Raw genomic sequence first — 20,255 nt, forward strand, 5'->3', positions numbered from 1 at the left:
CAACCGTTGTGCGCCGCCGCCTACTTGCGGATCAGGCTGCGCAGCACGTACTGCAGGATGCCGCCGTTGCGGTAGTAGTCCGCCTCACCCGGGGTGTCGATGCGGACGACCGCGTCGAACTCGACGCCGGTGTCGGTGGTGACCTTCACCGTGCGCGGGGTGGTGCCGTCGTTCAGCTCGGTCACGCCGGAGACGGAGAAGGACTCCTCGCCGGTCAGACCGAGGGAGGCCGCGGTCTGGCCCTCCGGGAACTGGAGCGGGAGGACGCCCATGCCGATGAGGTTCGAGCGGTGGATGCGCTCGTACGACTCGGCGATGACGGCCTTGACGCCGAGGAGCGCGGTGCCCTTGGCGGCCCAGTCGCGGGACGAGCCGGAGCCGTACTCCTTGCCGGCCAGGACGACGAGCGGGATGCCCTGCTCGATGTAGTTGCGGGAGGCGTCGTAGATGAACGACACCGGACCGCCGTCCTGGGTGAAGTCGCGGGTGTAACCGCCCTCGGTGCCCGGCGCGATCTGGTTGCGCAGGCGGATGTTGGCGAAGGTTCCACGGATCATGATCTCGTGGTTGCCGCGGCGCGAGCCGTAGCTGTTGAAGTCGCGGCGCTCCACGCCGTGCTCCGTCAGGTACTTGCCGGCCGGGGTGTCGGCCTTGATCGCACCGGCCGGGGAGATGTGGTCGGTGGTGACCGAGTCGCCCAGCTTGGCGAGCACCCGGGCGCCGGAGATGTCCTCGACCGGGGCCGGCTCCATGCCCATGCCCTCGAAGTACGGGGGCTTGCGGACGTAGGTGGACTCGCTGTCCCACTCGAAGGTGTCGCCGGTCGGGATCGGCAGCGCCTGCCACTGGGCGTCGCCCGCGAAGACGTCGCTGTAGGACTTGGCGAACATGTCCTCGCCGATGGCGCTGGCGACGACCTCGTTGACCTCGGCCTCGGTCGGCCAGATGTCCTTCAGGTGGACCGGGTTGCCGTCCTGGTCGGCGCCCAGGGCGTCCTTGGTGATGTCCACCTTCATGGAGCCCGCGAGCGCGTAGGCGACGACCAGCGGCGGGGACGCCAGGTAGTTCATCTTGACGTCGGGGTTGATCCGGCCCTCGAAGTTGCGGTTGCCGGAGAGCACCGAGGTGACCGCGAGGTCGTGGTCGTTGACGGCCTTGGAGACCTCGTCCGGCAGCGGGCCGGAGTTGCCGATGCAGGTGGTGCAGCCGTAGCCGACCAGGTTGAAGCCGACCTTGTCGAGGTAGGGGGTCAGGCCCGCCTTCTCGAAGTAGTCGGTGACGACCTTGGAGCCCGGGGCGAGGGTGGTCTTGACCCACGGCTTGCGGGTCAGGCCCTTCTCCACCGCCTTCTTGGCCACCAGGGCGGCGGCGACCATGACGTACGGGTTGGAGGTGTTGGTGCAGGAGGTGATGGCCGCGACCGTCACCGCACCGTGGTCCAGCTCGTAGGTGGTGCCGTCGGGGGCGGTGACCGGGACCGGGTTGGACGGCACGCCGTTGGTGACGGCGGGGGCGTCGGAGGCCGGGAAGGACTCCTGGCCCGCCTCGTCCACGCTGTCGACGTAGTTGCGCACGTCCTGCTTGAACTGCTCGGCGGCGTTCGCGAGGATGATGCGGTCCTGCGGGCGCTTCGGGCCGGCGATGGACGGCACGACCGTGGAGAGGTCGAGCTCCAGCTTCTCGGAGAAGTCCGGCTCGGCCTTCGGGTCCAGCCAGAGGCCCTGCTCCTTGGCGTACGCCTCGACGAGGGCGACCTGCTGCTCGCTGCGGCCGGTCAGGCGCATGTAGTTCAGCGTCTCGTCGTCGACCGGGAAGATCGCGGCGGTGGAGCCGAACTCCGGGGACATGTTGCCGATGGTGGCGCGGTTGGCCAGCGACGTGGCGGCCACACCCTCGCCGTAGAACTCGACGAACTTGCCGACGACGCCGTGCTTGCGCAGCATCTCGGTGATCGTGAGGACCAGGTCGGTGGCGGTGGTGCCGGGGGTCAGCTCACCGGTGAGCTTGAAGCCGACGACGCGCGGGATGAGCATGGAGACCGGCTGGCCGAGCATCGCGGCCTCGGCCTCGATGCCGCCGACGCCCCAGCCGAGGACGCCGAGGCCGTTGACCATGGTGGTGTGCGAGTCGGTACCGACCAGGGTGTCGGGGTAGGCCTTGCCGTCACGGATCATGACGACGCGGGCCAGGTGCTCGATGTTCACCTGGTGGACGATGCCGGTGCCGGGCGGGACGACCTTGAACTCGTCGAAGGCGGTCTGGCCCCAGCGCAGGAACTGGTAGCGCTCCTTGTTGCGGCCGTACTCCAGGTCGACGTTCTGCTTGAAGGCGTCGTTGGTGCCGAACTTGTCGGCGATGACGGAGTGGTCGATGACCAGCTCGGCCGGGGCCAGCGGGTTGATCTTCGCCGCGTCGCCGCCCAGCTCCTTGACGGCCTCACGCATGGTGGCGAGGTCGACGACACAGGGCACGCCGGTGAAGTCCTGCATGATCACGCGGGCCGGCGTGAACTGGATCTCCTGCGACGGCTGGGCCTGCGAGTCCCAGCCCCCGAGGGCGCGGATGTGGTCGGCGGTGATGTTCGCGCCGTCCTCGGTGCGGAGCAGGTTCTCCAGCAGCACCTTCAGGCTGTAGGGAAGGCGCGCGGAGCCCTCGACCTTGTCCAGCCGGAAGATCTCGTAAGACTCGTCGCCCACCTGCAGTGTGCTGCGGGCGTCGAAGCTGTTCGCCGACACGACAGTCTCCTTCATTTATGTGCGCGTACCACCGCATCCTGCCGCCACGCCCCCCTGGCCGATCCGCTAAGGTAAGGCTAAGTTAGGTAACCCTTACCACCAGGCCTGGTAGCGGCGTGCGACTGCGGTACGCCTCGGCAGATATCTCGATGTCGAGATAACTCTAGTACATGGGGGCGGCCCGGTCATGTCCGGGCGCCGTGTGGCGTACGCCCCATCCCGGGTGACCCGTGCGGCCATCAGTACGCCGAACGGGGGTATCCGATGCATGCCGGACCGACCCGGCACGACTCGGAAGGGGGCACGATGCCGCTCACGTTCCGCAAGAGCTTCCGGATCCTCCCCGGAGTGCGGCTGAACATCAACAAACGTTCATGGTCCATCACCACCGGAGGCGGGAACGGCCCGCGCCACACCCGCAGCAGCACCGGACGTCGTACGACATCGATGGATTTGCCGGGACCTTTCGGATGGCGCCGTACGACGACGAGCAGGCGCCGCTGAGCCGTCACCAGGGGTTTCTTGACGTCACGTCACCCGAACGGACCCCCCGAGAGGCGCCATCTCATATCTGAGATAGCCTCAACCTCATGGCAGACGACTACCTCGTACGCATCGGCAGGCTCATCCGTGACGCCCGGCAGCACCGCGGCTGGACGCAGTCACAGCTTGCGGAGGCGCTCAACACCAGTCAGAGCGCCGTCAACCGGATCGAGCGCGGCAACCAGAACATCAGCCTTGAGATGATCGCCCGGATCGGCGAAGCGCTGGACAGCGAGATCGTCTCCCTGGGCTACGCGGGTCCGATGCACCTGCGCGTGGTCGGCGGCCGTCGCCTGTCCGGCGCCATCGACGTCAAGACCAGCAAGAACGCCTGCGTGGCCCTGCTGTGCGCCTCGCTGCTCAACAAGGGGCGCACGGTGCTGCGCCGGGTCGCCCGCATCGAGGAGGTCTACCGCCTCCTGGAGGTGCTCAACTCCATCGGCGTGCGCACCCGCTGGATCAACGACGGCACCGACCTGGAGATCGTGCCGCCGGCCGAGCTGGACATGGAGGCCATCGACGCCGAGGCCGCCGTCCGCACCCGCTCCATCATCATGTTCCTCGGCCCGCTGCTGCACCGCATGGAACGCTTCCGGCTGCCCTACGCCGGAGGCTGCGACCTCGGCACCCGGACCATCGAGCCGCACATGATCGCGCTGCGCCGCTTCGGCCTGGACGTCGCCGCGACCGAGGGCCACTACCACGCGGTGGTCGACCGCACCGTCCGCCCGGACCGCCCCATCGTCCTGACCGAGCGCGGCGACACGGTCACGGAGAACGCCCTCCTGGCGGCCGCCCGCCACGACGGCGTCACCGTCATCCGCAACGCCTCCTCCAACTACATGGTCCAGGACCTCTGCTTCTTCCTCGAAGCCCTGGGCGTCCGCGTCGAGGGCATCGGCACCACCACCCTCACCGTGCACGGCATGCCGGTCATCGACGCCGACGTGGACTACTCCCCCTCCGAGGACCCGGTGGAGGCGATGAGCCTGCTGGCCGCCGCCGTGGTCACGGAGTCGGAGCTGACGGTGCGCCGGGTCCCGATCGAGTTCCTGGAGATCGAGCTGGCGGTCCTGGAGGAGATGGGCCTCGACCACGACCGCACGCCGGAGTACTTCGCCGACAACGGCCGCACCCGCCTGGTGGACCTCACGGTGCGCCCGTCCAAGCTCGAAGCCCCGATCGACAAGATCCACCCCATGCCCTTCCCGGGCCTGAACATCGACAACGTCCCCTTCTTCGCGGCCATCGCGGCCTCGGCCCAGGGCCAGACCCTCATCCACGACTGGGTCTACGACAACCGCGCCATCTACCTCACGGACCTGAACCGCCTCGGCGGCCGCCTCCAACTCCTGGACCCGCACCGCGTCCTGGTCGAGGGCCCCACCCGCTGGCGCGCCGCCGAGATGATGTGCCCGCCGGCCCTGCGCCCCGCGGTCGTCGTCCTCCTCGCGATGATGGCGGCCGAGGGCACGTCGGTCCTGCGCAACGTCTACGTCATCAACCGCGGCTACGAGGACCTCGCGGAGCGGCTGAACTCGATCGGGGCGCAGATCGAGATCTTCCGGGACATCTGAGGGTCTGAGGAGAAAACGGCGCGAAACCCTCCTGGCCTGCGCAGATGCGGGGGCCGGGAGGACGCGCAGTTGTCCCTGGGATTTCTCTGCGGACATGCACGTCACGCGTCCGTTCATCGAGAACGGTGCTGGTGACGCCCGCGTCCTGCTTCACAGGGCCGGAAGGATCTCGGCAAACTCCGACGACAAGGGCGAAGAAGGTACCAGGACGTCTTCCCTATCCGAGAGCGTCGCCGTGGGCATCGGTATCGGTCGCCGCCAGCACGGCGAGCCGAGTCCGGGTGGGATCGAGCACGGCGAAGGCCAGGTCCGAGGTGTCGTGGTGGAACCAGTCCGTGAACGCCATGAACCGCAACCACCGGTGATCCGCCGCGCGCCGCACCACTTCCAAGAGGGGTACACCGGTGGGCAGCCCCATGAGCGCGTAGAGACTCTCCCAGGCATACAGCCTCGCGTACGCACCGCCCTGCCCCTGGCCGTTCACACCGCCGAGGTACGAAGCCGAGAACAGTTCGTTGAGCACATCGTCGGGTGTCGTCACGCAGGCGAGCGCACTCCCCGGGCGGCTGCCCTCACCCGCCAGACAGCGCAAGGACAGTTCTTTGATGAAGGAGATGCCGAAGTCGCCGGGGCTGAGCGGGCTCGGCAGCGTGAAGAACCGTGCCTCGGGCTCACGGGCCCATCCGCCGGCACGGAACGGTCGGGCGGCCGCGTTCGCCCGACCGTCGTCTCGAGCATCCCTGGCACCGCGGCCGACGACCGCACCGCCGTCAGTCGAGGGAGCCTCGGGGAAACGCGACCGGAGCTGCTTCGCGCTCTTGACCGACCCCAGTCCCCGGACGCGGACGGCGAACCGGTGCTCGATGTCCAGCCGCGTCCTGGGCAGCCGAGCCAGTGGGTGCCCCAGCTCACGCAGCCTGTCGGCGTACGCCTCCAGGGAACGACGACCACCCCCCGAGCCGATCAGTGCCAGCTCTCCGAGAAGACAGGCCCGTAGCTCGACTGCCGGACCCGGAACCCCGTCCGGCAACTCGGCGAACAAGGGCTCGATGTCGCGCAGGTGCTGAGCCTTGACCAGCTTCGCAGCCACGGAACGCAGCAATCGATCACCTTCGCCGGGGGACATGCCCCCGTCGGGCAGCAGCCGACTCACGAGGTCCGCCGCAAACATCACACAGTCCCGCGAACGCGTGTCGGCGAGGGTCTCGGCGATCCGCGCGACGGTCCCCACGGAGGCTCCAGGGGGCCCTTCGCGGACCGTGCACAGCCGCACCGCCGCCTCGTACATTGCTTCCGGTCCGAGTTCGGCCAGACGCTGCGACTCCTCCCGGCGATGCCGATCGGAACAGCTGTCGCCAGGCGTCTCTTGGTTGTGGCTCACGCCCCGAGTCTACGGGCCGAGGATCAAGTAACTTTGCTGAGGCATAGGTGCCTTGAGTGAAACCGTGCGACGGGGGAAGAGCGTGGGAAACCGGCCGAGGGATTGGCATGTCCTGGACCTGGACAAGGACCCGACTCCGGGTGATCCGCAGCGGGTGCGGACGCTCGCGAAGACGCTGCACGACTTCGCCGACGACGTCTCGGAGGCGTTGCGTCTGGTGAAGGGCATGGCGGGGGAGTCCACCCTGGCCGAGTGGGCGGGGAAGTCGGCGACGGTCTTCAAGGAGGAGTTCTCCGGGGTTCCCAAGAACTTGAAGAAGCTGGAGAAGTCGTACGGGATGTGCGGTGACGCGCTCGCCGACTTCTGGCCGAAGCTGGAGCGGGCGCAGGCGCTGGCGGACCGGGCGTTGGTCAAGGCGCGGGAGGCCCGCCAGGACCTTTCCTCGGCGCAGTCGAAGCTGTCCTCGGCGGACTCGTGGGTGACACGGGCGTCGAAGGAGGCGGACAAGTACAAGGACGACCCGACGGGCAGCAAGTCGGACGCGGACAAGCCGGACGAGGCCAAGGTCCGTGCCGCCACCCGTGACGTCCAGCACGCCAAGACCGCTCACGCCAACGCCCAGTCGGCCGTCGACTCCGCGCAGGGGGCGCTGGACGCGGCGAAGAAGATGGCCGAGGACGCGCGCAAGATGCGCGACGACGCGGCCCGGGAAGCCAAGAACAAGATCGACGAGGCCTCCGACGCCGGCATCCAGAACCGCTCCTGGTGGGAGGACGTCGGCGACTGGTTCTCCGACAACTGGGACTCGATCGTCGCGGTCTGCAAGGTCGTCGTCGCGGTCGTCGGCGTCGTAGCGATGATCATCGGCGGGCCGATCCTGGCCGCGATCGTCGTCGTGGCCGCCCTCGTCGTCCTCGCCGACACACTCAACAAATACCGCAAAGGCCAAGCGTCGCTCTGGGACGTGGGCTTCGCGGCCCTGGACTGCATACCTGGCGGCAAGGGCATCACCACACTCGGCAAGCTCGCGACAGGAGCGAAAGCCCTGGGCAAGGGCGGCCTCAAGGCGATGGCCAAGGGCCTGGGACGAGGCCTGCGCAAGGGAGCCGACGACGCGGTCGGCAAGAGCAAACCGGCCAAGGGGCGCTGCAAGAACGGCGATCCCATCGACATGGTCTCCGGCGAGATGCTCGTGGAGGAGACCGACGTCGAGCTTCCCGGGCTCCTCCCTCTCGTGCTGCGGCGTACGCACCTCTCGACGTACAACTGGGGTTCGTGGTTCGGCCCGTCCTGGGCCTCGACGTTCGACGAGCGCCTTGAGCTGGACGCGGAAGGCGTCGTCTTCGCCGCTGAAGACGGCATGATCCTCGTGTATCCCGTGCCCGCCCCCGGTACGTCGGTCATGCCGACGGAGGGCCCGCGCTGGCCGCTGGACTGGGACGGCTCCCCCGAGAGCCCCCTCCGCATCACCGACCCGGCCTCCGGACGCACCCGCCACTTCGCCCCGCTCGCCGGACCCGTCGCCGCGTACGAGGCGTTCACCCTTCCCCTGGCCGCCGTGACCGACCGCGGTGGACGGCGCATCGACATCGACCGGGACGACACCGGCGCCCCCGTCGCCGTCCGCGACTCCGGCGGCCGCCATGTGCACATCGACACCGAGGGCAACCGCATAGTCGGCCTGCGGCTGCGCGACGAGGAGACGGGGCCGCACGGCACGACGCTGCGGCGCTACGGCTACAGCCCCGAGGGTCACCTGACGGAGATCTACAACTCCAGCGGTCTTCCCCTCAGGTACGACTACGACCTCCAGGGACGCATCACATCCTGGACCGACCGCAACGGCACCTGGTACCGCTTCACCTACGACGACCAGGACCGTTGCATACGCGGTGAAGGCGCCGACGGGTTCCTGTCCTGCTCCGTCGCCTACGACCCGGAAGGCCGGGAGACCCGCTACACCGACTCGCTCGGCCACACCACGACCTACCGGTACAACGAGCGCCGGCAGGTCGTCGCCCAGACCGACCCGCTCGGCAACACCACCCACGCCGAGTGGGACGCGTACAACCGGCTGCTCTCACGCACGAATCCGCTGGGCTACACGTCCCGTTTCAGCTACGACGAGCGTGGCAACCTCATCTCTGTGGTCCGTCCCGACGGCACGGTCACCACCTGTGAGTACGACTCCTCCGACCGTCCCCTGTGGATCACGTTGCCTAACGGCGGCAGGCGAGGCTACGCGTACGACGAGCACGGCCACCCGGCGGCGACCGTCGACGCCGACGGTGCCGTCACCACCTACGCCCATGAACCCTCCGGTGGACTGCTCGGCGTCACCAACGCCCTGGGAGCGACCCACCGCGTCCAACCGGGACCGCTGGGGCTGCCCGACTCCGTCACCGCGCCACTGGGCGGTACGTCGCACGTCACCCGCGACGCCTTCGGCCGCATCGTGGGTACCGTCGACGCCGCCGGCGCGGCGACACGCACCACCTGGACGGTGGAGGGCTACCCCGCCGAGCGCGTCATGGCCGACGGCAGCGGTGAGAGCTGGTCCTACGACGGCGAGGGCAACATCGTCCGCTACACCGGCCTCGACGGCCGGAGCACGACCCACACCTTCACCCACTTCGACCGGCTCCGCTCCAGGACGGAGGCGGACGGTTCGACGACGTGGTTCGCGTACGACACCGAACTGCGGCTCACGTCCGTGACGAGCGCGTCGGGTGCGGTGTGGTCGTACATCTACGACCCGGCGGGCCGCCTCGTCCGCGAAGTGGACTTCAACGGCCGAGCCGTCGCCTACACCTACGATGCCGCGGGCCGTCTGATCCGGCGCACCAACGGCGCGGGCGAGATCACGGCATACGTGCGGGACGCGTGCGGCCGGGTCGTGGAGCGACGGTCCGGCGAGGCGATCGCGACCTTCGCCTACGACTCCTCGGGTCAACTCATCACGGCGGTCACCCCCGAGACGACGCTCACTTTCGAACGCGACGTGGTGGGCCGTGTCGTCTCCGAGGAGTGCAACGGCCGCGCGGTCCGCACGTCGTACGACGTACTCGGCCGGCGGACGGAACGCCGGACTCCGTCGGGTGCCGTCAGCCATTGGGAATGGGACGCGAACAACCGGCCGACCCGGGTCCGGCTCGCCGACAACTCGCTGTCCTTCGCCTACGGGACCTCGGGCCACGAGACCGAGCGGCGGCTCGGGGAGACGACGGTACTGACGCAGGAGTGGGACGCCGGCCACCGTCTGACCGAGCAGAGGGTCCTCGGCCGAGTCGCCTCCGACACGGGTTCGCCGGACGAGACCCTGTTGCACCGCTCGTACACGTACGGACCGGACGGCGGCCTGACCGCCGTCGAGGACCAGACCCACGGCACCCGCCGGTTCAGCCGTGACCGTCTCGGCCGGGTGGAGGCGGTCTCCGCCACCGGGTGGTCGGAGCGCTACGCCTACGACGCGGCAGGCAACGTCAGCCGGGCGGACGCACCGGAGGGCCCGCAAGGGGAACGGGTCCACGACGGCACACTCATCCGCAGGGCCGGACACATCACCTACGTCCACGACGCACAGGGGCGCCTCGTGCGGCAGACGCGCAAGCTGCTGTCCGGGGGGACGCGGGAGTGGACCTACGCGTGGGAGGCCGAGGACCGGCTCACTCAGGTCACGACCCCGGACGGCCGTCGCTGGGCGTACCTCTACGACGGCCTCGGCCGCCGCGTCGCCAAGCGCCTGCTGTCCGACGCGGGTCTGCCGGTCGAGGAGACGGTCTTCACCTGGGACGGCTCCCACCTGGTGGAACAGAGCAGTTCCACGGGCGGTCCCACCCGAAGCTGGGAATGGGCTCCGGGCACCGACCGTGCGCTGCTGCAGATCGACCAGGACGAGGTCGACCGCCGCTTCTACGCCATCGTCACCGACCTGGTCGGCACCCCCACCGAGCTGGTCGACGAGGAGGGACGGGTCGCCTGGCGGGCACGCACGACGCTGTGGGGCACGCCGGTGGGCGGTCCCGCCGGCCCGGTCGACTGCCCTCTGCGCTTCCCGGGCCAGTACCACGACCCGGAAACCGGCCTCCATTACAACTTCCGGCGCTACTACGACCCCGAGAACGCCCGCTACATCAGCCCGGACCCCCTGGGCCTCGCTCCCGCGCCGAACCACCACGCCTACGTCCTCGACCCCCTTCGCTGGACCGATCCGTGGGGGCTGGTGAGCTGCGAGAGCAGCAGGCACGGCATCACGGAGCAACGGGAGGCCCACATCGAGGGCCAGCACGGCCCCGGTGCCCAGGACCGCGTGCGGGACAACGCCGACCCCACCGGGCCGGAACCCTCACTGCCAGGTGAGTTCTACGAGGACTTCTTCTGGGAGGGCGACGACTTCGTCCTGGGCCGGCGGCTCCGCGAGGGCGTCGACGGCACGCCCGCCATCCCCAACCCGCGCGCCAGGGCCGGACAGGACAGCCACCTGCACCGCTTTGAACACGGCGAGCCCGTGGGCATCAACGGCAGCGGACGGGAGACCAGGGAGGTGGAAGTCGTCATCCGCGACGGCCATATCCATACGGCGTATCCGGTCTGAGAGGGCCGGTCGGTGACGGACATGCCGACCGCCGTCGCAACACCGTCACATCAAGCTCTCCTCGACCAGGACCTGCTCCTGGAGCTGTGGCCGGTGCTGCGCACCCTCGTCGGCCGCAGCGCGTGGTGGCGCCTCTGGGAGTTTCTGAGACGCACGGAGTGCGACGCAGGGGGGCCGGAGGGGACGTGTCGTCCCTCCGGCCCCGCCGTGCTGCCTGGGCCCCGCCGGCCTCCGCACGGGACCGGTCGTCCCTGGGGCCCAGGCGGTCGGTGGGTCCGCCGGTCAGTAGGCGGAGTCGACGTTGTCCATGGAGCCGTACTTGTCGGCCGCGTAGTTGCAGGCGGCGACGATGTTGGCGACCGGGTCGGTGATGGAGTCCTTGGTGCCCTTGACGTGATAGGCCTCGAAGGTGGGCTGAATGGTCTGGAGCAGACCCTTTGAGGGGATGCCGTTCTGGGCGTTGACGTCCCAGTTGTTCTGCGCGTTCGGGTTGCCGGACGACTCGCGCATGATGTTGCGGTGCAGGCCCTCGTAGGTACCCGGGATGTTCTTGGCGTCCATGACGTCCAGGGCCGTGCGGATCCAGCCGTCGAGGTCGTCGCCGTGCTTCTTCTCGCCGGCCTTGACGATGGCCTTGATCTTGTCGGTCTGGGCCTGGGTCTGCGCGGTGGAGGCCTTGGCCGGCTCGGCGGCATGTGCCGGGCTCGGAGCGAGGGTGAGGGTGACGGCGGCGGCGCCCGCGGCGGCGAGGGAGGCCACGGCGGACTTGCGGAAGCTGGGGCGGCGCATGATGGCGTGCATGGGTGTACCTCTCCATTCGGGAACGTGATGGGGAGGCCGACGGGGGGTCGGCGACGCGGTGTCCGCGTTGGACGCGGCTTCGCGTCATCAGGGCCGGTGTCTGGATCACGGACGGGCTCTTCCCGTCCGGTCCCGGCGCTCGGCTCCCCGGTACGCCGAACACACTGCGGAACGCTCCGGCGCCGCGACAAGTGTGTGACCTACTACGCCGCTTCGCAGACCCGGCCGCGTGACCGCGCGGACGACTGGCGACCCCGCAGGTGAGCCGCCGTCCGGCATCTACTATCCCCGGCCCCGTGTGACGTGAGCCCTGTGCGCGCCCTCACAGAGCCGGTCACCCGGCGGTCGACTGCTGTCACCCTGCGGAGGCAGGCGCTTCACTCAACGGGAGGACACGGTCACCGTTCGGGGCTGTGAGGAAGGCCGGCGTCCCGGGACCGGGCGAGGTGGTGCACGAGGACGCGCGTGACGAGGGTGTGTCAGTCGGTACGCGCGGAACTCCGCGCCCGCCGCAGCCGGGGGACGCGCCTCAGGACCGCGTGCCGAGGGCCGCGAGCAGGTCGTTCAGCACCCTCGCCCTCTGGGCCGTACAGGACGGCGATGAGGGCATTCGGCCTCATCAGCTACCGGTGGCGCCCGCCAGTACGGCCGAGCACGGCACCGGTCTGCCGACGGGGACGCCGAGCACCGGGACGCGGCCCGTTACGGCCGCCCGGCAGAGGGGACTCGCCGCCCATGAGACTCGTACAGGGCACGCACCGCTCACGCGGCTCCGGCCGGGGGCCGGCCGCGAGCATCGGCATCGGTGTCGCGGCGGGCCTGACGGCCGCGGGCGGCCTGCTGTTCGGCCGTAAGGTGGCCACGATCAGCAAGGTCGGCAAGGGGCACCCGTTCAAGCACCGCGCCCTCGACCTGGCGGCCGGCGCCATGCAGACGAAGTATCCGCTCGACGCGATGAGCACGTACCTCAACGGCTTCCACATGTACGCCGACGACATGGGACGCCAGGTGGAGGCCACGCACTTCTGCATACATCTCCAGCACGACCTGCACCAGTGCGTGATCTTCGACCGCAACGCGCCCGACGCCCGTCTGATCGGCATCGAGTACATCATCAGCGAGGAACGCTTCCGCGGCCTGCCCGAGGACGAGAAGCGCCTGTGGCACAGCCACCATTACGAGGTCAAGTCCGGCAGCCTCACCGCTCCCGGCATCCCCGACCTGGCCGAGCACGCCTACTTCGAGGACCTCGTGACCACGTACGGGAAGACCTTCCACACGTGGCAGTACGACCGCGACGACTTCCCGTACGGCATCCCTCAACTGATGATGGGCTTCACCGGCGACGGACAGGCGTCGGACGAGATGATCCGGGCCCGGGACGACAGGCTGGGCCTCTCGACCTCCCGCAAACGGGAGAACCGGGCGGACATCCCCATGCCGGAAGTGGCACCGGGCGCCAACGCCTGGGAAAGCGGCCGGACGGTGCAGACCCGCGTCGAGGAGATGGACTTCAAGCGCTGACCGCTCAGCGCCCACCGCCCGTGTCAGCCTGCCCCACCCACCCGCCAAGGTCTGGCGGGCCCTGACCGAGCCCGACCTGATCGGCCGGTGGATGATGCCCGGCGACGGCTTCGACCCGGACGACCCGGCTCAGCGGACGGCCCACCGGATCATGGGCGGAGGCTGGTGTTCCCACGTCATCGCCGCGCTGGAGAACGTATGGGGAACGTACTGACGGGTCACGCACGCGGCCGGTTCGCCTTCCGGTGGTGGGGGTGTGCGTGCCTCGCCTGCCGGCCGGGCGGACCAGCACCGGCAGGGCGGCCGGCGCCGGCGGCCCAGGGGGAACCGGTCGCGGCGATCGGCGCGGACGTTCGGACACGTTTCGAAAGGTCACCCGGACGCGCGGCCGAACGTCGCGTTTTCGCCCGTTCGCACGATGCTCCGGCGCTTTTCGTACCGGACCACGACCGAACCGGTGTGAATTCGAGATTGGGTAAGGATCGCAGAAATCGTTCACTCGACTGCCGCGCATCCGACGGAGTAGGCAGACGTTACTTCGGATATGACCGAGGAAAACGGGGAATTGACGTCGCTTGGCCCGTACACCTTCAAGCCCGGCAGACATCACTGTCCGTCACCGAGTGACGGGACTCTGACCAGAGGCGGGCTCCCCGTCCCCCTCCGGGTGACCGAGCCCGTCCTGCAGCGCTTCCTGGACGTCATGACCGAGTTGGAGAGCGGCCTCGCCGAGCGGTGGGGCCGTACGCAGGGCTCCTTGACGTACACCCGGGCGGAGTGACCGGCACCTCGTGTACGAAGAACACACTCACCCCGACATGCCGTACGGCGAAGGTCCGTTCCGCATCACGGGCACCGGCCGGCACCGTGCGTCCGAAGCGGCCTTCCAGGAGACCCTGGTCCCGCCCGAACCCGGTTGGGACCCGGCCGAGGAACTCGCGTTCCTGCTCCAGGACGCGATGGAGCCCCGGACCGGCGTTCCCTCCGCGACGGACACCTCGGCGCTCGCACCCGCCCCGGGCACACCGCTGAGCAATCTGCAGGAGATCACGGCGGAGCTGCCCCCGTTGAGGGAGTCCCCGACGAGTCACCGCAGGGTCCGCAGAGGGAGAAAGGTGAGCCGGCTGCGCGCCGCGAGCCTGTTCGTCGCCGCGCTCGCCGCGGTCATCGCGGCCTCCGTGTCCCTGTTCGGCGGCATGGTGGCCTATGAACCGTTGCGCCTGGCCGCCGTGACCCGCACCCGCGGCAGCGTGGTGTCCTGGTGGCCGCTGCTGGTCTACGGCCCCTGGCTGGTGGCCTCGCTGGCGGTGCTGCGGGCGGCGCTGCACCAGCGCCGCGCGGTGCACTCCTGGGCCGTCGTCCTGCTGTTCTCGGCCATCGCGATGCTGCTGTGCGTCGCGGAGGCACCCAGAACCGTCAGCGACGCGGCGGCGGCCGCCCTGCCGGGCCTGGCGTCGCTGGTCTGCTTCCAGCAGGTCGTCCGGCAGATCACGCTCACCCGTCCGCCCCGGCGTGCGGTGCCGCGCCACCGGCAGCGCGCCGTGGTCACTCCGGGTGACGACCTGTCGGGCAAGGCGGCCGGCGATCCGGTGTCGCTTCCGCAGCAGCGGCAGAGTCTCGTCCGTCCACCAAGGCCCGGCACGGGCCCCGGGAAACGAACCTGACCCGGAACGGAACAAGGTGACCGGAACGGGCTTCCATTCCCTCCGGAGGATGTGCGGAAAAGGGAATGCGGAATGCGTCGGGGATCGCGCCGGGACGGGTTCGGGCAGCTACGGACAGATACGGAAGGCCCACCGCGTGGGTCAGCCCGCCGTCAGTGTCACGTCCTGTCCCTGCCGGGCGTGGAAGCTCGGGAGCGGCACGATGCCCATGGGGCGCAGCTCCATCAGGGTGGCCTCGACGTGGGCCGCGCCGGGCTTGAGCACGACCGTGTCGGGCGTGCCGGTGTTGACCCAGCGGTGCTCCAGGCCGTCGCAGACAGCGCGGGTGCCGCCGACGCCGTACCGGACGGACGGGTCGCTCTGGCTCACGGTGGAGCTGACGTAGACCGGGCCGGTGCCGCCGGTGCAGCGGTAGGTGCCGGAGAGGGTGACGCTGCCGTCGGCGGCGATGCGGCCGGTCGGGTCGACCGTGACCGACTCCGCGACGAGGCGGGCGTCGTGTGGCGCGGCCGTGGCGGCGGGCGCGGAGAGCAGGAGCAGGGCGGCGCCGGCGGCCGTGGCGAGTGCGGCGGACCGTACGGGCATGGGAACCTCCCGGTAGTTCGGAATGAGGGGTTCCACTGCTACCGGGCTCAGGGGCGGACGGCAGTGACCGTCACCCCTTCGGTGGCGAGTCCGCGTCGGCCGTCGTGGAACCGTCGCCGACTTGTCCGGGTGTTGTCACGCTTGCCGCCCGGGTCTTGGCGATGACTTCCCGGCGGGCGCACCGTCTGTACATGCGACGGTCCCGACGACGGGACGGTCTCCCGACGTGGAGGTGCGCCATGTGTACCCACCGGCCTTCCTGCCCCGCAGCCGACTCCCCCGAGGCGCGCTTCGTCACCGCGCACACCGTCGCCGCCCATCCGGAGCAGGGGTGGAACCTGCTGTGCGACGGCACGATCGTCTTCGACGACACCGGCGAGCTGCGGCCCGGCGGCCTGGTCGTCGCCCCGCACCGGGTGCCGGGCGGGCACCTGGCGATGGCGGCCTGACCGCTTCCGCACCGCCGGGCGCGGCAGTGTGCGGCGGAGTCGGCGGGGTCAGTGCTTCTCGGCGACGAACTCCCGCAGCAGGGAGGCGAGCAGCTCCGGCTGGTCCTCGGGGATCAGCGTCCGGGTGTCCTCGACCTCCACCAGCCGCCCCTGCGGGAGGAGTTCGGCCAGGCGCCGGCCGTGGGCGCGGGGCATCATCAGGTCCTCGGTCGCCCAAACGACGAGCGCGGGCCGGTCGAACCGCCGCAGGCCCTGGGCGGCTTCGAGCAGTTCGTCGCGGCGGACGTGGGTGCCGTAGTGGCGGAAGTCGCGCCGGATCGCCGGGTCGGTGCGCAGCGGGCGCAGCCAGCCGTCGACGACCGCGTCCGGCACGGGCCGCTTGGTGAGGGCGCCGATGCCGACCGGGAGACGGCGCAGCGGCTTGAGGCCGAGGGTGCGCACCAGCAGGGACACGCCGCCGGGGGCCCGGCAGGCGATGCCGATCAGCTTCCCGGGCAGACCCGGCGGGTAGTTGTCGAACGCCTCGCACGCGACGAGCGCCAGCCGCGCGAGCCGCTCCGGGTGCCGGGCGGCCACCGTCTGGGCCCGTCCGCAGTCGTTCTCGACGAGGGTGACGTCGGTCAGGTCGAGGCGGTCGAGGAACTCGGCGATCAGCTCGTTGACCAGGTCGGGGGTGGGTGGCCGGCGCAGCGGGAGCCGGTGGGCGCCGTAGGGCAGGGTCGGCGCGATCACCCGGTGGTCGGTGCGCAGGTCGGCGAGGACCTTGCGCCACACGGTGGAGTCGTGGACGAGGCCGTGGAGGAGGACGACGACCGGGCCGTCGCCGCCGGTGTCCTCGTACTCGATGGTTCCCGCGCTCAGTTCGATGTCCGGCATGCCGGAATGGTAGGGGCCGCGGGCGGGTTACGGCAGTACGGCGAACCCGTCCAGTTCCACCCGTGCCCGTTCGTCCCAGAGCCGTACGACCTCCACGACCGCCATCGCCGGGTAGTCGCGGCCGGCCAGCTCGCGCCAGGTGCGGCCCAGTTCGGCGGCGTGGGTGCGGTAGGCGGCGACGTCGGTGGCGTAGACGGTGACGCGGGCGAGGTCGGCGGGGGTGCCGCCGGCGGCGCGCAGGGCGGTGAGGAGGTTGGTGAGGGCCTGCTCGAACTGGGCGGGGAGGGTGTCGCCGGTGACCTTGCCGTCGGGGTCGAGGGCGGTCTGCCCGGCCAGGAACACGACGCGGGTGCCGGTGGCGACGACGGCGTGGGAGAAGCCGGTGGGCGGGGACAGTTCGGGTGGGTTGACCCGTTCGGCGGTCATGCTCCGGCCTCCTCGGTCGTGTCGTCCTGCGAGCGGTGCGTCGGGTGGGTCCGGTGCGTCCGGTACAGCTCCTTGGCGACGATGCCGCGCTGCACCTCGCTGGCGCCCTCGTAGATGCGCGGGGCGCGCACCTCGCGGTAGAGGTGTTCGAGGAGGTGGCCGCGGCGCAGGGCGCGGGCGCCGTGCAGCTGGACGGCCTTGTCGACGACGTAGTGGGCGGTCTCGGTGGCGAGGAGTTTCGCCATCGCGGCGCGCTTCGGGACGTCCGGCGCGCCCGCGTCGTACGCCGTCGCCGCCGCGTACACCATCAGCCGGGCCGCCTCGGTGCGCAGGGCCATCTCGGCGACCTGGTGGGAGACGGCCTGGAGGTCGCGCAGCTTGCCGCCGAAGGCGTCGCGGGCGGCGGTGTGCGCGAGGGTCGCGTCCAGGGCGGCCTGTGCCATGCCGACGGCGAAGGCGCCGACGCTGGGGCGGAACAGGTTGAGGGTGTCCATGGCCACCCGGAAGCCGCGGTCCGGTTCGCCGAGCACGTCGTCCGCGGTGACGGGCACGGCGTCGAAGGCGAGGGCGCCGATGGGGTGCGGCGAGAGCATGTCGAGCGGGGTGCCGCTGAGTCCTGGGCGGTCGGCGGGTACGAGGAAGGCGGTGACGCCGCGGGCTCCGGCGCCGGAGGTGGTGCGGGCGAACACGGTGTAGAAGTCGGCCTCGGGTGCGTTGGAGATCCAGCACTTCTCACCGGTGAGCCGCCAGCCGGAGGGCCCGTCGGCGTCGGCGGCCAGGGGGGCGGGGGCCGCCCCTGAACCGGGAGTGCGCGCCACCCCTGCCCGCCCGGTGTCCGGTTCGCCGCCCGCTTCCGGTTCCGCCCGGAGGGAGAGCGCCGCCGCGTCCGAGCCGGCGTCGGGCTCGCTGAGGGCGAAGGCGGCCACCGCGGTGCCGTCGCTCACCCGGGGGAGCCAGCGGGCGCGCTGGGCCTCGGTGCCGTGGGCGTGCACGGGGTGGGCGCCGAGGCCCTGGAGGGCGAGGGCGGTCTCGGCCTCCGTGCAGGCGCGGGCGAGGGACTCGCGCATCAGGCACAGGTCGAGCGCGCCCGAGGTGAACAGGCGGGGCAGCAGGCCGAGGGCGCCCAGTTCGGCGACCAGGGCGCGGTTGACGCGGCCCGGCTCGCCCTTCTCCGCGAGCGGGCGCAGCCGTTCGGCGGCCAGCGAGCGCAGCTCGTCGCACCAGGTGAGTTGTGCCGGTTCGAGCGAGAATGCGGTCATCGCCGGTCCCTTCCCCTGCCGCCCTGCCCGTCTGCCGGACCACCTGACGGGCTGCCGGGCCACGACCGAGGTTATCGCGCCCCGTTGACTGCCGTCACCAACACGATACGCTCGTTGCGCGAGCCCACCACGACAAAGGGGGCGAACCGCCATGGCCGATCCGCGCCACGCGGACCCGCACCGCTCCGCCCACGTCGACACCTTCGCGCGCGACCACCTGCCACCCCCCGAGCAGTGGCCCCAGCTCCTCTTCGACCTGCCCGAGCTGCGCTACCCGGCGCGGCTGAACTGCGCGGCCGAGCTGCTCACCGGCCCGCCCGGCGACCGCCCGGCCTTCCGCACCGCGTCCGGGGACACCTGGACGTACGGCGAGCTGCGGGACCGCGTCGACCGGATCGCCCACGTGCTCACCGGGGACCTCGGCGTCGTCCCGGGCAACCGGGTGCTGCTGCGCGGCTCCACCACCCCGTGGCTGGCGGCGTGCTGGCTGGCGGTGCTGAAGGCGGGCGCGGTGGCGGTCACGGTGCTGGCCCAGCAGCGTCCGCACGAACTGCGGGCGATCTGCGAGATCGCGCGGGTGCGGCACGCGCTGTGCGACGTCCGGGCCGTCGACGACCTCGCCAAGGCGGAGATCGCCGGTCTGGCCGTCACCACGTACGGCGGGGACGCGCCGGACGACCTGCGACGCCGTACGACGTCCGGTGGGGTGCCCGGGACGCCGTACCGGGCCGTCGACACCGCCGCGGACGACGTGGCGCTGATCGCGTTCACCTCCGGCACCACCGGGCGGCCCAAGGGCTGTATGCACTTCCACCGCGATGTGCTGGCGATCGCCGACACCTTCTCCGCGCACGTGCTGAGGCCGCGCCCGGACGACGTCTTCGCGGGCAGCCCGCCGCTCGGCTTCACCTTCGGGCTCGGCGGTCTCGTGGTCTTCCCGATGCGGGCCGGGGCGAGCACGCTGCTGCTGGAACAGGCGGGCCCCAGGCAGCTGTTGCCGGCCGTCGCCGAGCACCGGGTGTCGGTGCTGTTCACCGCGCCGACGGCGTACCGCGCGATGCTCGACGAGCTGGACGGGTACGACGTGAGCAGCCTCAGGCGCTGCGTCTCGGCCGGCGAGAACCTGCCCGCGGCCACCTGGCGGGCCTGGCACGAGCGCACCGGACTGCGGATCATCAACGGCATCGGCGCCACCGAGTTGCTGCACATCTTCGTCTCCGCGGCGGACGACGCCATCAGGCCCGGCACGACGGGCGTTCCGGTACCGGGGTGGCACGCGCGCGTGCAGGACGAGAACGGCACGCCCGTCCCCGACGGGGAGCCCGGACTGCTGGCGGTGCGCGGGCCGGTGGGCTGCCGGTACCTGGCCGATCCGCGCCAGCGGGAGTACGTGCGCGACGGCTGGAACGTCACCGGAGACACCTACGTCCGCGAGCCCGACGGGTACTTCCGGTACGTGGCACGCGCCGACGACATGATCATCTCCGCCGGGTACAACATCGCCGGTCCCGAGGTGGAGGACGCGCTGCTGCGGCACCCGGACGTGGTGGAGGCGGCGGTGGTGGGCCGTCCCGACCAGCGCCGGGGGCAGGTCGTGGTGGCGCACGCGGTGCTGCGGGAGGGGGCCGCGCGGGACGCGGACGCGCTGCGCGAGTTCCTGCGGTCGGAGCTGGCGCCGTACAAGTGCCCGCGGGAGATCGTCTTCCTGGACGCGCTGCCGCGCACGGCGACCGGCAAGCTCCAGCGCTACCGCCTCCTCGCCCCGTCCGGTCCGGGCCTCGCCCCCGCCCCCGCCACCGGTCCCGGTGCTCGTCCGGATCCCCTGGGCGGCCGGGCGTGAC

At 70.8% G+C, this 20,255-nt stretch carries 15 protein-coding genes; 8 read left to right on the top strand and 7 right to left on the bottom strand.

Annotation, left to right across the window (positions count from 1 at the left end; all coding sequences use genetic code 11):
• Positions 1-20: 20 nt before the first annotated feature.
• On the bottom strand, positions 21-2,735 hold the full coding sequence (gene acnA, locus ACZ56V_RS22295) for an aconitate hydratase AcnA (RefSeq protein ID WP_398913747.1): 2,715 nt from the start codon (positions 2,733-2,735) through the stop codon (positions 21-23).
• 306 nt (positions 2,736-3,041) lie between these two features.
• Here acnA and ACZ56V_RS22300 point away from each other — a divergent pair, with 306 nt between their 5' ends.
• Positions 3,042-3,239: a DUF4236 domain-containing protein gene (locus ACZ56V_RS22300; protein ID WP_104631285.1), complete on the top strand. Its 198-nt coding sequence runs from the start codon at positions 3,042-3,044 to the stop codon at positions 3,237-3,239.
• A gap of 86 nt (positions 3,240-3,325) precedes the next feature.
• The gene (locus tag ACZ56V_RS22305; protein ID WP_109029773.1) at positions 3,326-4,855 is read left to right on the top strand and encodes a helix-turn-helix domain-containing protein; all 1,530 of its coding nucleotides are present in this window, start codon (positions 3,326-3,328) and stop codon (positions 4,853-4,855) included.
• A 217-nt stretch (positions 4,856-5,072) separates the two neighbouring features.
• Here ACZ56V_RS22305 and ACZ56V_RS22310 read toward each other — a convergent pair whose 3' ends face one another.
• On the bottom strand, positions 5,073-6,236 hold the full coding sequence (locus ACZ56V_RS22310) for a DUF6183 family protein (RefSeq protein ID WP_468944578.1): 1,164 nt from the start codon (positions 6,234-6,236) through the stop codon (positions 5,073-5,075).
• Positions 6,237-6,318: 82 nt separating this feature from the next.
• Between ACZ56V_RS22310 and ACZ56V_RS22315 the strand changes: the two genes are divergently transcribed.
• Positions 6,319-10,830 carry a DUF6531 domain-containing protein gene (locus ACZ56V_RS22315; protein ID WP_468944580.1) on the top strand — a complete coding sequence of 1,504 codons (4,512 nt, stop codon included), beginning with the start codon at positions 6,319-6,321 and terminating at the stop codon, positions 10,828-10,830.
• Between the two features lie 282 nt (positions 10,831-11,112).
• On the opposite strand, the gene ACZ56V_RS22320 is transcribed toward ACZ56V_RS22315, so the two are convergent.
• A complete protein-coding gene (locus tag ACZ56V_RS22320) occupies positions 11,113-11,631 on the bottom strand; it encodes a transglycosylase SLT domain-containing protein (RefSeq protein WP_398913757.1) in 519 nt (172 codons plus the stop codon).
• Between the two features lie 735 nt (positions 11,632-12,366).
• Here ACZ56V_RS22320 and ACZ56V_RS22325 point away from each other — a divergent pair.
• From ACZ56V_RS22325 to ACZ56V_RS22335, 3 genes are all read left to right on the top strand, one after another.
• Positions 12,367-13,155: an OBAP family protein gene (locus tag ACZ56V_RS22325; protein ID WP_468944583.1), complete on the top strand. Its 789-nt coding sequence runs from the start codon at positions 12,367-12,369 to the stop codon at positions 13,153-13,155.
• Positions 13,156-13,183: 28 nt separating this feature from the next.
• Positions 13,184-13,369, top strand: coding sequence for an SRPBCC domain-containing protein (locus ACZ56V_RS22330; RefSeq protein ID WP_467384612.1), 186 nt, complete (start codon positions 13,184-13,186; stop codon positions 13,367-13,369).
• 604 nt (positions 13,370-13,973) lie between these two features.
• A complete protein-coding gene (locus ACZ56V_RS22335) occupies positions 13,974-14,819 on the top strand; it encodes a DUF2637 domain-containing protein (RefSeq protein ID WP_468944585.1) in 846 nt (281 codons plus the stop codon).
• A 141-nt stretch (positions 14,820-14,960) separates the two neighbouring features.
• On the opposite strand, the gene ACZ56V_RS22340 is transcribed toward ACZ56V_RS22335, so the two are convergent.
• Complete coding sequence (locus ACZ56V_RS22340; RefSeq protein WP_467384549.1) at positions 14,961-15,404, bottom strand: DUF6299 family protein; 444 nt, start codon at positions 15,402-15,404, stop codon at positions 14,961-14,963.
• Between the two features lie 239 nt (positions 15,405-15,643).
• Between ACZ56V_RS22340 and ACZ56V_RS22345 the strand changes: the two genes are divergently transcribed.
• Entirely contained in the window at positions 15,644-15,853 is a 210-nt protein-coding gene (locus tag ACZ56V_RS22345) for a DUF5999 family protein (protein ID WP_467384551.1), read from the top strand.
• 48 nt (positions 15,854-15,901) lie between these two features.
• Here the strand turns inward: ACZ56V_RS22345 and ACZ56V_RS22350 are convergent, their stop codons facing one another.
• Genes ACZ56V_RS22350 through ACZ56V_RS22360 form a run of 3 tightly spaced genes read right to left on the bottom strand, consistent with a single transcriptional unit; the run spans position 15,902 to position 18,414 of the window.
• A complete protein-coding gene (locus tag ACZ56V_RS22350) occupies positions 15,902-16,729 on the bottom strand; it encodes an alpha/beta fold hydrolase (protein ID WP_468944589.1) in 828 nt (275 codons plus the stop codon).
• A gap of 27 nt (positions 16,730-16,756) precedes the next feature.
• Positions 16,757-17,155, bottom strand: coding sequence for a RidA family protein (locus ACZ56V_RS22355; RefSeq protein ID WP_356364655.1), 399 nt, complete (start codon positions 17,153-17,155; stop codon positions 16,757-16,759).
• Entirely contained in the window at positions 17,152-18,414 is a 1,263-nt protein-coding gene (locus ACZ56V_RS22360; RefSeq protein WP_468944593.1) for an acyl-CoA dehydrogenase family protein, read from the bottom strand. Before ACZ56V_RS22360 ends, ACZ56V_RS22355 begins: the two co-directional genes overlap by 4 nt.
• A 151-nt stretch (positions 18,415-18,565) precedes the next feature.
• Between ACZ56V_RS22360 and ACZ56V_RS22365 the strand changes: the two genes are divergently transcribed.
• Entirely contained in the window at positions 18,566-20,254 is a 1,689-nt protein-coding gene (locus ACZ56V_RS22365; protein WP_468944596.1) for an AMP-binding protein, read from the top strand.
• Position 20,255: the final 1 nt, after the last annotated feature.

The sequence above is a fragment of the Streptomyces sp. NPDC034099 genome (assembly GCF_055575415.1).